The sequence below is a fragment of the Nocardiopsis endophytica genome (assembly GCF_027706725.1).
Taxonomy (GTDB): domain Bacteria; phylum Actinomycetota; class Actinomycetes; order Streptosporangiales; family Streptosporangiaceae; genus Nocardiopsis_A; species Nocardiopsis_A endophytica.
In genome coordinates, this window is sequence record NZ_JAQFWQ010000018.1 from 14,008 (window position 1) to 28,568 (window position 14,561).

Annotated in this window: 12 protein-coding genes; 2 read left to right on the forward strand and 10 right to left on the reverse strand. The window is 75.2% G+C overall.

Annotated elements, in window-relative coordinates:
• Nucleotides 1-129 precede the first annotated feature (129 nt).
• On the forward strand, nucleotides 130-1,116 hold the full coding sequence (locus O4J56_RS08600; protein ID WP_270684959.1) for an SIS domain-containing protein: 987 nt from the start codon (nucleotides 130-132) through the stop codon (nucleotides 1,114-1,116).
• A 448-nt stretch (nucleotides 1,117-1,564) separates the two neighbouring features.
• Here O4J56_RS08600 and O4J56_RS08605 read toward each other — a convergent pair whose 3' ends face one another.
• From O4J56_RS08605 to O4J56_RS08615, 3 genes are all read right to left on the reverse strand, one after another.
• Nucleotides 1,565-3,403, reverse strand: coding sequence for an ABC transporter ATP-binding protein (locus O4J56_RS08605; RefSeq protein WP_270684961.1), 1,839 nt, complete (start codon nucleotides 3,401-3,403; stop codon nucleotides 1,565-1,567).
• The gene (locus tag O4J56_RS08610; RefSeq protein ID WP_270684963.1) at nucleotides 3,400-5,424 is read right to left on the reverse strand and encodes an ABC transporter ATP-binding protein; all 2,025 of its coding nucleotides are present in this window, start codon (nucleotides 5,422-5,424) and stop codon (nucleotides 3,400-3,402) included. Before O4J56_RS08610 ends, O4J56_RS08605 begins: the two co-directional genes overlap by 4 nt.
• 647 nt (nucleotides 5,425-6,071) lie before the next feature.
• Nucleotides 6,072-6,665, reverse strand: coding sequence for a peptidoglycan-binding domain-containing protein (locus O4J56_RS08615; protein WP_270684965.1), 594 nt, complete (start codon nucleotides 6,663-6,665; stop codon nucleotides 6,072-6,074).
• A gap of 272 nt (nucleotides 6,666-6,937) precedes the next feature.
• Here O4J56_RS08615 and O4J56_RS08620 point away from each other — a divergent pair, with 272 nt between their 5' ends.
• Nucleotides 6,938-8,794 (forward strand): glycosyltransferase family 4 protein, encoded by a 1,857-nt coding sequence (locus O4J56_RS08620; RefSeq protein ID WP_270684966.1) that lies wholly within the window; start codon nucleotides 6,938-6,940, stop codon nucleotides 8,792-8,794.
• Nucleotides 8,795-8,908: 114 nt separating this feature from the next.
• On the opposite strand, the gene hisF is transcribed toward O4J56_RS08620, so the two are convergent.
• From hisF to hisD, 7 genes are all read right to left on the reverse strand, one after another.
• Nucleotides 8,909-9,694, reverse strand: coding sequence for an imidazole glycerol phosphate synthase subunit HisF (gene hisF / locus O4J56_RS08625; protein ID WP_270684968.1), 786 nt, complete (start codon nucleotides 9,692-9,694; stop codon nucleotides 8,909-8,911).
• On the reverse strand, nucleotides 9,691-10,422 hold the full coding sequence (gene priA, locus O4J56_RS08630) for a bifunctional 1-(5-phosphoribosyl)-5-((5-phosphoribosylamino)methylideneamino)imidazole-4-carboxamide isomerase/phosphoribosylanthranilate isomerase PriA (protein ID WP_270684970.1): 732 nt from the start codon (nucleotides 10,420-10,422) through the stop codon (nucleotides 9,691-9,693). Before priA ends, hisF begins: the two co-directional genes overlap by 4 nt.
• Nucleotides 10,423-10,490: 68 nt before the next feature.
• Nucleotides 10,491-11,126 (reverse strand): imidazole glycerol phosphate synthase subunit HisH, encoded by a 636-nt coding sequence (gene hisH / locus O4J56_RS08635; protein WP_270684972.1) that lies wholly within the window; start codon nucleotides 11,124-11,126, stop codon nucleotides 10,491-10,493.
• Nucleotides 11,127-11,186: 60 nt separating this feature from the next.
• Nucleotides 11,187-11,351 (reverse strand): hypothetical protein, encoded by a 165-nt coding sequence (locus O4J56_RS08640; RefSeq protein WP_270684974.1) that lies wholly within the window; start codon nucleotides 11,349-11,351, stop codon nucleotides 11,187-11,189.
• Nucleotides 11,351-11,944, reverse strand: coding sequence for an imidazoleglycerol-phosphate dehydratase HisB (hisB, locus tag O4J56_RS08645; protein ID WP_270684975.1), 594 nt, complete (start codon nucleotides 11,942-11,944; stop codon nucleotides 11,351-11,353). Before hisB ends, O4J56_RS08640 begins: the two co-directional genes overlap by 1 nt.
• 55 nt (nucleotides 11,945-11,999) lie before the next feature.
• A complete protein-coding gene (locus O4J56_RS08650) occupies nucleotides 12,000-13,082 on the reverse strand; it encodes a histidinol-phosphate transaminase (RefSeq protein WP_270684977.1) in 1,083 nt (360 codons plus the stop codon).
• A gap of 56 nt (nucleotides 13,083-13,138) precedes the next feature.
• Nucleotides 13,139-14,440, reverse strand: a complete 1,302-nt coding sequence (hisD, locus tag O4J56_RS08655) for a histidinol dehydrogenase (protein ID WP_270684979.1) — start codon at nucleotides 14,438-14,440, stop codon at nucleotides 13,139-13,141.
• Nucleotides 14,441-14,561 lie beyond the last annotated feature (121 nt).

A 14,561-nucleotide genomic window follows, 5' to 3' on the forward strand; every position in this document is an offset into this window, starting at 1 on the left:
GGACAGCGGGCGGCAGTCGGACGGCGAACGGCGGGCCGACGGCGGGCGGCGGGCCGACGGCGGGCGGCGGGCCGACGGCGGGCGGCGAGTATCGTCGTTGGCGTTCCGCATGACCCGAGAAGGAGCCGTGTGACCGCGCAGTTGCTCTCCGCCGACCTCGCGGGCGTGCCCGCGGCGCTCAACGCGCTCGCCGACCGCCTGGCCCGCAAGGACCCCTATGAGGCGCTGCCCGCGCTGGTGGACGACGAGCCCGCGGGAATCCTGCTCCTGGGCACGGGCTCGGCGCGGCACGCGTGCGAGGCGGCCGCGCACCGGCTGCGGCGGGCGGGGCTGGGGGCGACGGCCGAGCACCCCTCGGCCGAGGGGTCGCTCCCGGCGGGCCCGGCGACGCTGGTGGTTGCGGTCGCGGTCGGCGGCGGCCTGCGGGAGCTGTGCACGGCGCTGGACCGGTACGTGGCGAACTCGGCGATCGTCGTGATCACCGACGACACGACCTCCCCGGCGGCCCGCTACGCCGACATCCTGGTGCCCCTGGGCGACGAGCCGGACAAGAGCGGGCTGAACTCCCGCGGCCACCGGCTGGCGCTGGCGCAGTTGCTGCACCTGGGGCACCGGCTGGGGGCCCAGCCCCTGGGCCGCTCGGCCGACCTGGTGCCGACCCTGCGGCGGGCCTCCAACGCCTCGGCGGACCTGCTGGAGCGGGCGCGCACGTGGGTGCCGGAGGCGGCGGCCGTGCTGGAGGGCGGCGGCCCGGTGCACACGGCGGCCCCGGCGGAGCGGGAGGCCTCGGCCGAGCAGGCGAGCCTGGTGCTGCGGCAGGGCCCGGTGATGGCGTCGTTCGCGTTCGAGACGGCCGAGTGGTCGCACACGGGGCGGTACCTGGCGGCGGTGAGCGACTACCGGGCGCTGCTGTTCGCCGGGTCCCACTACGACGAGCGGTTCTCCGAGCACCTGCTGCAGCTGCGCGGCCGGTTCGTGGCGGTGGGCGGCCAGGTGGAGGGCGCGGCGGCGACCGTACGGTACCTGGGCGACACCGATCCGGACGTGGCGCTGCTGACCGAGCCGCTGGTCGCCGAGATCCTCGCGGCCCACTGGTGGGCGGCCCGCGGGATCTGACGGCGGAGGGCCGGGAGCCCTCGGCCGCGCCCCGCGCCCTTCCGGGTCGCGGCCCGGGCGCCCGGCCCGTGGTTGCACTCACCGGTTGACGCCGCCGGCCCCGGAAGCGTCGTTTCTCCCGAGAGGCCGTCAAAGGCCGCCGGGGGCCTACCGGGTGCTCAAGCGCAAGCTGGTGCGGCAGGTGTTCCGGGCCATGCGCGCCGACAAGGCCGCGCGCACGGCCCGCGAACAACAAGCACTCTCGTTGGCCGCTTGACATAGAAGCGTCAACGCCGAGCGACCCGCCCATCCGCGCGGCTTCCGAGCCGTGGCGGGGCCGCCCATGAGCCGCGGCGCCCCTTCAGGCACGGCCGGATGGACCCGCCCGGGCCAGGGGTGGCAGCCCTCGCGGCCCCTCCCCTGCCGGCCCTGCCCTCCCTGTCGTCCCCTGCCCGCCCGCGCCGGCGCCTCAGGCCGAGCTGCGCACCCAGGAGGCGTACAGGTCCGCGTAGACCCCCTCCTGCTCGGCGAGGTGCTTGTGCGGGCCGCGCTGGACGACCCTGCCCGCGTCGAACACCAGTACCTCGTCGGCGGCCTCCGCGGTCGACATCCGGTGGGCGATGGCCACCGAGGTGCGCCCGGCGGTGATCCGGTCCAGCGCCCGCTGGATGCGCGTCTCGGTGTGCGGGTCGACCGCCGAGGTGGCCTCGTCCAGCACCAGCAGGTCGGGGTCGGCGACGAAGGCCCGCACCAGAGCCACGAGCTGGCGCTCCCCCGCCGACAGGGACTCCCCGCGCTGGCCGACCGGGGTGTCCAGGCCGTGCGCCAGGCCCGCCAGCCAGTCGCCCAGGCCCAGGTCGGCCACGGCCCGCTCCAGGTCGGCGCCGGTCGCCTCCGGGCGGGCGAAGCGGATGTTGTCGCCCAGCGTGCCGTCGAACAGGAACCCCTCCTGGGGCACCATCACGACCCGACTGCGCAGTGACGAGAAGGCCACTTCCCGCAGGTCGGCGCCGTCGAGCAGGACCCGCCCCGCGGAGGGGTCCATCAGGCGGGTGAGGAGTTTGACGAAGGTGGTCTTGCCCGACCCGGTCTCGCCCACCACGGCCACCCGGGTGCCGGGGGCGATCTCCAGGTCCACGCCGTCCAGCACGGTCGGCCCGCCCGGGTAGGCGTAGGAGACCCGGTCGAAGCGGACGCCGACCGGGCCGCGGGGCAGCTCCCGGCCGCCGTCGCCCGGGTCGGCGACATCGGGCTCGGTGTCGAGCACGCCCAGCACGCGGCGCCACCCGGCGATGGCGTTCTGCGCCTCGTTGAAGATCTCCGTGGCCATCATCATCGGCTGCACGAACAGCGTGACCAGGAACAGGAAGGCGACGAGCTGGCCGGGGGTGAGGTGGCCGCCCACGCCCAGCAGCACGCCGGTGACGACCACGGCGGCGTTGCCGACGGCGGCGACGAGCTCGGCGAACGGCGAGACCGACATGGACAGGCGCTGCGCCTTCACCTGCGCCTTGCGGGTGGCCAGGACGCGGTCGTCGATGCGGCGGGCGGTGCGGTCCTCGGTGCCGTGGGCGCGGATGACGGCGGCGCCGACGACGGTCTCCCCGATGACGCCGAGCATCTCTCCGGTGCGCTCGCGCACCGACAGGTAGGCCTTGGACAGCAGCCGCTGCAGCCACCGGGCGCCGAACAGCAGCGGCAGGAAGCACACCCACACCACGAGGGTGAGCTGCCAGGAGTAGACGGCCATCAGCACGGTGGCCACCAGCAGCTGGCCCGAGCTGACGATGAGCAGGATGCCGCCCCACTGCATGAAGGTGCTGATCTGGTCGACGTCGGAGGTGACCCGGGAGACCAGGGCGCCCTTGCGCTCGCTGTTCTGGGTGAGCACCGACAGGTCGTGCACGTGCCGGAAGGCCTTGCGGCGCAGGGTGGCCAGGCCCGATTCGGTGGCCCGGTACAGGCGCACGTTCATCACGTAGGAGCACACGGTGGTCAGAGCGAGCACGGCGGTGCTCACGGCGACGGCGAGGACCGTGAAGTCGAGGTCGGGGCCGCCCTCCACCGCGATGCCGTTGTCGATGGTCTGCTGGACGGCCAGCGGCACCACGATCTTCCCGGCGGTGGCCACGAGGGCGAACAGCACGGTCCAGCCCAGGCCGCGGGTGAACTCCGGGGACAGGGCCAGTCCGCGGCGGATGGTGGCGACGGCCCCGAGGCTGGAGCGGCTCAGGCCGGGGGCGGGGGCCTCGGGGCCCAGCCCCTCCTCCCTGGCGGAGCGGTCGCGGGTGGCGGCGGGCGCGCTCATCGGAGGGCCTCCTCTTCGGCGGCGGGGCCGCCCTCGGCGGACTGGTCGGGGGCGCCGGCGGCCGCGGCCCGCTCGGCGGCGGCGCGCTCCTCGGCCGCCCGCTCGTAGGCGGTGACCAGGCGCTCGTAGCCGGGCGAGCGGAGCAGCAGCTCGGCGTGCGGCCCCCGGTCGGCCACGGTGCCGTCCTCCATGTAGACGACCTCGTCGGCGAGTTCGATGGTGGCCCTGCGGTAGGCGACGACGACCACGGTGGCGGCCAGGTCGGTCTCCCGGAGCCCGGCGAGGATCTGCGCCTCCACCTGCGGGTCGACGGCGGAGGTGGCGTCGTCCAGGATGAGCAGGCGGGGGCGGCGCACCACGGCGCGGGCCAGGGCCAGGCGCTGGCGCTGGCCGCCGGAGAGGCTGGCGCCGCGCTCGCCCAGGGCCGTGTCGAGGCCGTCGGGCAGGGCGGCGACGAAGGAGTCGGCGCGTGCCAGGCGCAGCGCGGCCCACACCTCGGCGTCGGTGGCGCCGGTGTCCAGGGCGACGTTGTCGCGGACGGTGTCCTCGAAGACGAAGGTGGACTGGGGCACGAGGGCGGCCGCGGCGGGGATCTCGCCGGGGGCCAGGTCGCGGACGTCGGTGCCGTCGTAGGCGACGGTGCCGGTGTCGGGGTCGACCAGCCGCATCAGCAGGGTGGTCAGGGTGGACTTGCCCGAGCCGGTGGGGCCGACGACGGCGACGGTGCGGCCGGGGGCGATGTCCAGGTCGACGCCGTGCAGCACGGTGGTGCGCCCGTCCCGGTCCCCGTCCCGTGCCCCGTCCGCGGCGGCGGTGCCGCCCGGGGAGGCCGCGGCAGCGGCGGTTGCGGCGGCCTGGGCCGCGTCGTCGGCCAGGTCGCGGGCGGCGCCGCCGTCCTCGTAGGAGAAGTCCAGGCCGCGCACGCTCACCCCGATGCCGCCGCCTCCGTCGAGGCGGGCCCGGCCGTGCTCCATGGCGCCGTCGGCGCCGAGCACAGTGGTGACGCGGTCCCAGCCGACGACGCTGCGGGGCATGTCGCCCAGCAGCCACCCGAAGGAGCGGATGGGCAGCGCCAGCAGCGTGAACAGGTAGGACATCTGCACCAGGTCGCCGACGGCGATGGCGTCGGTGGACAGCCGCCAGGCGCCGACCAGCAGCACGCCGAGCACGCCGAGGTTGGGCAGGGCCTCCATGACGGGGTCGAACAGGCCGCGCATGCGGCCCACCCGGATCTGGGCGTCGCGGAGCCGGTGGGCGGCGGCGGTGAAGCGCTCGGTCTCGGTGTCCTCCCGGCCCAGGGTCTTGACGACCAGGGCGCCGTCGAAGGACTCGTGGGCGACCTCGCTGACCTCGGCGCGCAGGGCCTGGGCGCGGGTGGCCACGGGTGCGGCCTTGCGCTGGAAGACCACGTTGACGGCGAAGAGCAGCGGGAAGACGACGAACCCGACCAGGGCCAGGACGGGGTCGGTGAACACCATCGCCACGGCGGCGATGACGAGCATGAACAGGCTGCCGACGACCATGGGCAGCGGCGCGAGGGGCTGCCAGGCGGCCTCGACGTCGGCGTTGGCGTTGGAGAGCAGCTGCCCGGCGGGGTGGCGGTGGTGCCAGGCCAGGGGCAGGCGCAGGTACTTGCGGGCGACCTTGCGCCGGTAGCGGGCCTGCATGCGGAACTGCATGAGCCCGGCGTACAGGCGGCGCAGGCCCAGGCCGACGGCCTTCAGGACGCCGACGGCCAGCAGGGCGGCCGCGGCGGCGGTGAGGGCCCCGGCGGTGGTGCGCCCGTCCTGGAAGGCGGGCAGGATGACCTGGTCGGTCACGCGTCCGAGGACCTCGGCGGAGGCGACGGTGACGGCGGCGTGCAGGGAGGCGCCGAAGACCGCGACCAGGAAGACGACGGGCTCGGCGCGCATGGCCACCCAGAGCACCCGCAGGCCGCGGGCGAAGATCCGCCGGTCGCGGTTCCCGGGGGCGCCGCGGGTCCCGCCCGCCCCGTCGCCGTTCGCGGTTGACTGCGCCATGCGGCCCCCTGTTCGTCCACGGTCTCCGGTGGCTCTCGCTCGCGGCGCGCCGGTGGACGCCCGCAAAAAGCACATGCCATCCGATCAGGGGACGGCATGTGCCGGACCAACCTACTGTGCGGCGAGGCACCGAAGGTATCGATTTTGTTCAGCACCGCCCGGGTGACGCCTATTCCACCCGATGCCGACGACAATGTCCCGCAGGCGGCCCGAGGAGCGAGTGTGCCGGTTCGACCGCTATTCCCTCTGGGGCGTGCGCTCTTCCGCACACCGGACGCCTGCCCCCGCCCCGCCCGGTAGGCGGAGCCCGCGGTGCTCGCCCGGGGCGCCGCCCGGTCCGGGCGAACCGGAGACCGGGGGTCTGGGAGCGGGTACGCCACAAACGCCGTCCCGGCACCCGGCCTCCAAGCCGATGGGGTCCCGCTGAGGGGTGTGACTCTGCGTCGGGTCGATCCCGTCCCAGAACCGACGCCTGCGAACCGGCCCGGCCGGACGGGAATGGCACCACTCCAGCGCACACGACCGGTCCGCCGGTAGGAGCACCGCCGGCCCCGCCCTGTCCCCGTCCCCGTCCCGCACACAGCGAAGCGGGCCCGAGTAGCCCTTGTCGCTCTCGGGCCCGCCCGCCCCCTCCCGGGGTGGCCCTGCTAGTCGGTCAGGCCGAGCTCCTGGCAGGCTCCGCCGGTGACGAGGGCGCGGAAGGTGACCGGGCCGACGATGCCGTCGGCGTCGATCCCCACGATCCCCTGGAACTCGCGCACGGCCCCCTCGGTGGCCGGGCCGTAGTACCCGTCGACCGCCACGTCGTAGCCGTACCCTTCGGCCAGCGCGTACTGCACCGCACGCACGAGGTCGTCGGGCTCGGACTGCATGCCCGGACCCACCTCGTCGAAGTCGGCACGCGCGTGCTCCCACGTGGCGGTGTCGAACTCGCCGCTCTGCGGGACGTCCTCGGCCGACTGGTACTCCTCGACCGCCGCCTTGAGGTCGTCGCCGTAGACGGCGTCCACCGCATCGGTGTCGTAGGCCCCGAGGCCCTTGAGCACGTACTTGGCGAACCCGACCTCCCAGCGCTCGTCGCCGGGCTTGAGCACGATCCACTCGCAGGCCTCCACCCGCTGCTCGACCTCGGGCGGCGTGTTCGGCCCGTCGGCGAGCGCCGCCGGTGCGGCGGCCAGTCCCGCGCCGAACACCAGCGCCCCCGAGGCGGCCACCGTGGCGATCCTGTTCCACATGGACATGAGAGAGTCCCCCTTGTTCTCTCCGGGTCACGTCCGTTCTCCCGGGGAGACCCGCCGCAGGAGGGACCGGTTCGGGTGCAGGCGGTAAATACCTCTCGACCGCCAGTGTTCTTGCGCTTTGCTCTGCCCAGGTCAACCATGGTGCGGGGGTGCGCGTCGGCCGCCCGCGGCCGCGAACGGGCGGTGAACGGCGGTGTTCGGTCCGGGGAATTCCTCGCCCGGATCGCGACGAGCGGCGCACGGCGCCCCGGAACGGCACCAGACTCGTAAAGGTGTCCGACACGTCTTCCCCCACTTTCGGCCCTCCCGCGGCCGCGCCCTCTCCCCCGCGCGCGGCGCTCCTCGACGGCCTGCGCGACGCCGCGGCCCGGGCCGCGCTGCGCTGGGCGCGGTCCCTCTCCGAGGACGCGAGGGCGTCCGCCCTGTCCACCACCGACCCGCACGGACCGCCGGCCGACGGGGCGGGCAAGCCGTCCGGCGCCGATGCCCCGCCTCCCCGGTTCCCCGCCGCGCACCTGCTCCTGCTGGCCGCCGGGGAGCGGATCGACGACGCCCGCGGCGACATGCCGCGCATCGCCAGGCCCGCCGCCGAGGAGACGCCGCGTGGTCGGCGGGCCGCCCGGCGCCTGGCGTCCGTCCTGGCGGCCGCCGAGCGCCCTCGCCTGACCGAGGTCGCCCTGCGCCACCTGTCCGGCCTGCCGGAGCACTACACCGCCTCGCTCGGCGGGGCCGTGGCGGCGCGCAAGGCCCGGCTGATGTTCGAGCAGGGGCGCCTCTCCGACGCCATCGCCGCCGTGGAGCCCTACACCGGCGGCCACGAGGTGTGCGCGCGGATGCACGACCGCCTGCTGGGCGAGCGCCGCGCCCTCGGGCCGCTCCCCGAGCCGCCCGCCCGGGACGATGCGGGGTTCGAGCCGGTCCCCGGACGCGTGCTGCACGTGGTGTCCAACGCGCTGCCCTACACGGGCGCCGGGTACACGGTGCGCACCCACCGGATCGTCACCGCGCAGAAGGACGCCGGGCTGGAGCCGAGCGTGGTCACCTTCCCCGGGTGGCCGCTGGACCGGCCGGGGGTGGAGGAGACCGAGGAGCTGGACGGGGTGGGCCACCACCGGCTGCACCCGGGCGTCGAGCTTCCCGGCGGGCTGGCCGCGCAGATCGAGGCGGGGGTCGAGGGCGTGTCGGCGCTGGCACGGCGGCTGCGCCCGTCGGTGCTGCACGCCGCCACCGACCACCGGAACGGCTCCATCGCCGCGGCGGTGGCGGCCCGGCTGGGGCTGCCGTTCGTGTACGAGGTGCGGGGCTTCCGGGAGGAGAGCTGGCTGTCGGGGGCCGTCCCGCAGGCGCAGGGCAGTGAGCGGCACCGGGCGGTGGTCGAGCGCGAGTCGGCGCTGATGCGCACCGCCGACGCGGTGGTGACGCTCTCGGAGACCATGCGCGAGGAGATCGTCGCGCGGGGGGCCGCCCCCGGGCGGATCGTGCTGGCGCCCAACGCGGTGGAGCCGTCGCTGCTGGACGCCCGGCCCGACGGGGCGGGGTTCCGCCGCGAGCACGGGCTGGAGGACGGCGACTTCGTGGTGGGGTCGGTCTCCAGCGTGGTGGGCTATGAGGGCTTCACGGTGCTCGCCGAGGCGGTGGCGCTGCTGCGCGGGCGCGGGGTGCCCGCGCGGATGCTGCTGGTCGGCGACGGCGAGGCGCTGGGCGGGGTGCGGGCGGCGGTGCGGCGGCTGGGCATCGGTGAGGCGTGCGTGCTGCCCGGCCGCGTGGACCCGTCCGACGCGCTGCGGGCGCACGCGGCGCTGGACGCCTTCGCCGCGCCGCGCGCGGACGAGCGGGTGTGCCGGCTGGTGACGCCGCTCAAGCCGGTTGAGGCGATGGCGCTGGGCACCCCTGTCGTGGCGAGCGACCTTCCGGCGCTGCGCGAGCTGCTGGGCGGCGGCGAGGCGGGGCTGATGGTCGCGCCGGGGGACGCCGAGGCGCTGGCGGACGCGTTGGAGCGGCTGCACGGCGACCCCGGGCTGCGCTCGGAGCTGGCCGCGGCCGGCCGTGAAGAGGTGACCGCCCACCGGACGTGGCCCCGCGTGGCGGAGGTCTACCGGGGGCTGTACGCGCGCCTGGGGGCGGTGTAAGGGCCCCTGTGCCGTTGACCTTGAGGGAGAAGGCGATGATCTCGACGGAAGTGCTGTCATTCCGGCGGTTTTGACAGCACCCTCGTCGAGATCATCGCCGGGCAGGGGCGCGTCTCAGCCCACCGTGCGGACCGGGTGGCCCTGTCGCGCCAGTTCGGCCTTCACGTCTCCGATGGTGAAATCGCCGAAGTGGAACACCGACGCCGCCAGCACGGCGTCCGCGCCCGCGTCCACCGCCGGCGGGAAGTGGGGCACCTCGCCCGCCCCTCCGCTGGCGATGACCGGGATGTCCACGCGCGCCCGCACGGCGCGGATCAGGTCCAGGTCGAACCCCGCCTTCGTGCCGTCGGCGTCCATCGAGTTCAGCAGGATCTCCCCGGCGCCCAGCTCCGCTGCGCGCTCGGTCCACTCCACCGCGTCGATCCCGGTCCCCCGGCGCCCGCCGTGCGTGGTGACCTCGAACCCGCTGGGCAGCGGCGCCTCGGGGGTGCCCTCGGCGCGGCGCACGTCCGCCGAGAGCACCAGCACCTGGTTGCCGAACCGCTCGGCGATCTCCCGGATCAGCTCCGGGCGGGCGATCGCCGCCGTGTTCACGCCCACCTTGTCGGCCCCGGCGCGCAGCAGCCGGTCGACGTCGTCGGGGGTGCGCACGCCCCCGCCCACCGTCAGCGGGATGAAGACCTGCTCGGCGGTGCGGCGCACCACGTCGTAGGTGGTCTCCCGGTCGCCGCTGGAGGCGGTGACGTCCAGGAACGTCAGCTCGTCGGCCCCGGCCGCGTCGTAGCGGGCCGCCAGCTCCACCGGGTCCCCGGCGTCGCGCAGGTTCTGGAAGTTCACGCCCTTGACCACGCGCCCGGCGTCCACGTCCAGGCACGGGATGACGCGCACGGCGAGGGTCACGACCGCTTCACCGCCTCGAGGGCCTCCTCCAGCGTGAACGCCCCCTCGTACAGGGCGGTCCCCATGATGGCGCCCTCCACCCCTTCGGGCACCAGGGTCGCGATGGCCTCCAGGTCGGCCAGGCTCGACACCCCGCCGCTGGCCACGACCGGCTTGTCGGTGCGCGCGCACACCGCGCTCAGCAGCTCCAGGTTGGGGCCCTTGAGGGTGCCGTCCTTGTTGACGTCGGTCACGACGTAGCGGGCGCAGCCCTCGGCCTCCAGGCGGTCCAGGGTGGCGTACAGGTCGCCGCCGTCGCGGGTCCAGCCGCGCGCCGCCAGGGTGGTGCCGCGCACGTCCAGGCCGATGGCGATGCGGTCGCCGTGCTCGGCGATGATGCGCGCGCACCAGTCCGGGTTCTCCAGGGCGGCGGTGCCGATGTTGACCCGCGTGCACCCGGTGGCCAGGGCGGCGGCCAGCGACTCGTCGTCGCGGATGCCGCCGGACAGCTCGACCCTGACGTCCAGGCGCCCCACGATCGAGGACAGCAGCTCGCGGTTGTGCCCGCGGCCGAAGGCGGCGTCCAGGTCGACCAGGTGGATCCACTCGGCGCCGGCCTCCTGCCAGCCGCGGGCGGCCTCCAGCGGGTCGCCGTAGCGCCCGCCGGACCCGGCCTTGCCCTGGACGAGCTGGACCGCGGTCCCGTCGGCCACGTCCACGGCCGGGAGGAGTTCGAGGGTGGAGGACATCGGTTCGCAGACCCTGCTTTCCGGTTTCGGTCCGCTGCGCGGAACGGGGACGGGTTCGGCGGCGCCGCTCACAGCGACGCCACCCAGTTGGCCAGCACCTTGGCCCCGGCGTCGCCGGACTTCTCGGGGTGGAACTGGGTGGCCCACAGCGGGCCGTTCTCCACCGCGGCCACGAACGGGCGGCCGTGGGTCGACCAGGTCACCAGGGGCGCGGCGATGTGCGCCGAGGCCGCCTCCAGCTCCCAGTCCAGCACGCCGTAGGAGTGCACGAAGTAGAAGCGCTCCTCGGGGCCCACACCGGCGAACAGGCGGCTGCCCTCGGGCACGTCGAGGGTGTTCCAGCCCATGTGCGGGACGACGGGGGCCCGCAGGCGCTCGACGGTGCCGGGCCACTCGCCGCAGCCCTGCGTCTCCACGCCGTGCTCGACCCCGCGGTCGAAGAGGACCTGCATGCCGACGCAGATGCCGAGCACGGGGCGGCCCCCGGCCAGGCGCTTGCCGATGACCTGGTGGCCGTGGACCGAGCGCAGGCCCGCCATGCACGCGGCGAACGCGCCGACGCCGGGGACGAGCAGGCCGTCGGCCTCCATGGCGGCATGGGGGTCGGCGGTGACCTCCACAACGGCGCCGGCGCGCTCCACGGCGCGCTGGGCGGACCGGAGGTTGCCGGATCCGTAGTCGAGGATGACGACGCGAGGCTGCACGGTCGACCGCGCCTTTCTTGGTTCGGCGGTGGAGGGGCGTGGGCGGGGCGGGCGGCGGGCTCAGCCCCCGAAGTACCCCAGGCGGAGCACCCCGGAGGCGACGGCCATCAGGGCGCACACGCCCAGCACCACGGAGAGCACGCGCTGCTGCTTCCAGGTGGAGAGCGCTCCCCCGGCGAGGAGCCCGCCGAGCCCGATGAGCAGCACGCCCCACAGGTCCTGCATCAGAGGGCGCCCTTGGTGGAGGGGACGCCGCTGACCCGCGGGTCCTTCTCGCAGGCGAAGCGCAGCGCCCGGGCCAGGGCCTTGAACTGGCACTCCACGATGTGGTGGGCGTTGCGGCCGTAGGGCACGTGGACGTGCATGGCCACGCGCGCCTGGGCGACGAACGACTCGAAGATGTGCCGGGTCATGGTGGTGTCGTAGTCGCGGCCGATCACCGGGGCCATGCCCTCGGGCTCGCTGTGCACCAGGTAGGGGCGGCCGGACACGTCGACGGTGACCTCGGCCAGGGCCTCGTCGAGCGGCACCTTGGCGTCGGCGAAGCGGCGGATGCCCGCCTTGTCTCCGAGGGCCTCCCGGAAGGCGGCGCCCAGGGCCAGGGCGGTGTCCTCCATGGTGTGGTGGGAGTCGATGTGCAGGTCGCCCTCGGTGCGCACGGTCAGGTCGAACAGGCCGTGCTTGGCGAGCTGGTCGAGCATGTGGTCGTAGAACCCGACGCCGGTCGAGACGTCGGACACGCCGGTCCCGTCGAGGTCGATCCCGACGCTGACCTTGGTCTCCTTGGTGGCGCGCTCGATGCGGCCGATGCGGCTCATGGTGGTGGGACTCTCCTGGTCTGGGGCCTGGTCTCGGGGCGGCCGGCGTCGGCGGTCAGGCCGTCACCCGCAGCAACGCCTCCCGGAAGGCGGACATTTCCTCGGGGGTGCCGACGGTGGCGCGCAGCCAGCGCGGCGGGCCGACCTCGCGGATGAGGACGCCGTTCTCCAGCATTCCGCGGAACACCGCGCCGCGGTCCTCGAACTCCCCGAACAGCACGAAGTTGGCGTCGGAGTCGGCGACGGAGAAGCCCTGGGCGCGCAGCCACTCCACGAGGGCGTCGCGCTCCTCGCGCAGCTGCTTGACCCCGGCCAGCAGCTCGTCGGAGAACTCCAGCGCGGTGAGGGCGACGGCCTGGGTGACCGCCGACAGGTGGTAGGGCAGGCGCACCAGCTGCAGCGCCCGCACCACGGCCGGGTGCGCGGCCAGGTAGCCCAGGCGGGCGCCGGCCAGGGCGAACGCCTTGGACATGGTGCGCGAGACGATCAGCCGCGGGTGGTCGGGCAGCAGCGTCAGCGCGCTGGGGGTGCCCTCGCGGCGGAACTCGGCGTAGGCCTCGTCCACCACGACCATGCCGGGCGCGGCGGCGGCCAGGCGGGCGATGGTCTCCAGCGGCAGCGCGGTGCCGGTGGGGTTGTTGGGCGAGGTCAGGAAGAGCACGTCGGGGCGGTGCTCGGCGATGAGCTCCTCGGCCCGGTCGGGGTCGATGCGGAAGTCGGCGCCGCGCTCGGCGGTGATCCAGCGGGTGCCGGTGACCTCGGTGATGACCGGGTGCATGGAGTAGGAGGGCTCGAAGCCCATGGCGGTGCGCCCGGGGCCGCCGAAGACCTGAAGGATCTGCTGCAGGACCTCGTTGGAGCCGTTGGCCGCCCACACCCGGTCGGCGTCCAGGCCGTGGCCGAGGTAGCGGGCGAGCGCCTCGCGCAGCCGGACGGCGTCGCGGTCGGGGTAGCGGTTGAGGCCGCGGGCGGCGTCGGAGACGGCGCTGCCCAGCGCCTCTACCAGGCGCTCGGAGGGCGGGAAGGGGTTCTCGTTGGTGTTCAGGGCGACCGGCACGTCCAGCTGGGGGGCGCCATAGGGGGTGCGCCCGCGCAGGTCGTCGCGGATCGGCAGGTCGTCGGGGCCGAAGTCGCTCACGGTGTCAGGTGTTCCGTCCGGGAAGTCGGTGCGGCGGTGCGGGTGGTGCGGGCTCCTCAGGCGCCGGTGCGGCCGACGCGCGCGGTGACGGCCTCGCCGTGCGCGGGCAGGTCCTCGGCCTCGGCGAGGGCGACGACGTGCCCGGCGACCTCGGCCAGGGCGTCGCGGTCGTAGTCGACCACGTGGATGCCGCGCAGGAAGGTCTGCACGCTCAGGCCGGAGGAGTGGCAGGCGCACCCGCCGGTGGGCAGCACGTGGTTGGACCCGGCGAGGTAGTCGCCCAGGGACACCGGTGCGTGGGGGCCGACGAAGATGGCGCCGGCGTTGCGGACCCGGTCGGCGGTGGCGCGCGGGTCGCGGACCATGATCTCCAGGTGCTCGGCGGCGTAGGCGTCGACCACGCGCAGCCCGTGCTCGATGTCGTCGACGAGCACGGTGCCCGACTGGGGGCCGGTGAGCGCCTGGGTGATGCGGTCGGAGTGCTTGGTGGCGGCCACCCGGCGCTCCAGCTCGGCGTCGACGGCGTCGGCGAGCGCGGTGGAGGGGGTGACCAGGACGGAGGCGGCGACGGTGTCGTGCTCGGCCTGGCTGATCAGGTCGGCGGCGACGTAGCCGGGGTCGGCGGTGTCGTCGGCCAGGACGGCGATCTCGGTGGGGCCGGCCTCGGCGTCGATGCCGATGGTGCCCTTGAGCAGGCGCTTGGCCGCGGCCACCCAGATGTTGCCGGGGCCGGTGACCATGTCGGCGCGGGCGCACTCGCCGGCGCCGTAGGCGAACATGGCCACGGCCTGGGCGCCGCCGACCGCGTAGACCTCGTCGACGCCGAGCAGGGCGCAGGCCGCCAGGACGGTGGGGTGCGGCAGGCCGCCGAACTCGGCCTGCGGCGGGGAGGCGACGGCCAGCGAGGCCACCCCGGCCTCCTGGGCGGGCACGGTGTTCATCACGACGCTGGAGGGGTAGACGGCGCGGCCGCCCGGCACGTAGAGGCCGACCCGGCCGACCGGCACCCAGCGCTCGGTGACGGTGCCGCCGGGGGCGACGCGGGTGGTGGTGTCGGTGCGGCGCTGGTCGCGGTGGACCAGGCGGGCGCGGCGGATGGACTCCTCCAGGGCGGCGCGCACCGACGGGTCGAGGGTGCGCAGCGCGGCGGCGATCTCCTCCTCGGGCACCTTGATGCCCGTGATGCGGACCCCGTCGAAGCGCTCGGCGAGCTCGATCAGCGCGTCGGTGCCGCGATGCCGGACGTCCTCGACGATGGGGCGGACCTTGGCCACGGCCGCCTCGACGTCGGTCTCGGCGCGGGGCAGCAGGTCGCGCGGGTCGCCGGTGGTGCCTCGGAGATCGATTCGGGAGATCACGGCCCCATTCTAGGGGCCGGGCGCCCCGTGCGCCCCAGGAGCGCCCTGGTCGGGCGGGGTGACCGCGGTCACGGGCGGGACGGGCCGGCTCCGCGGCGGCGCGCGGCGGCGCCGCTCCCCT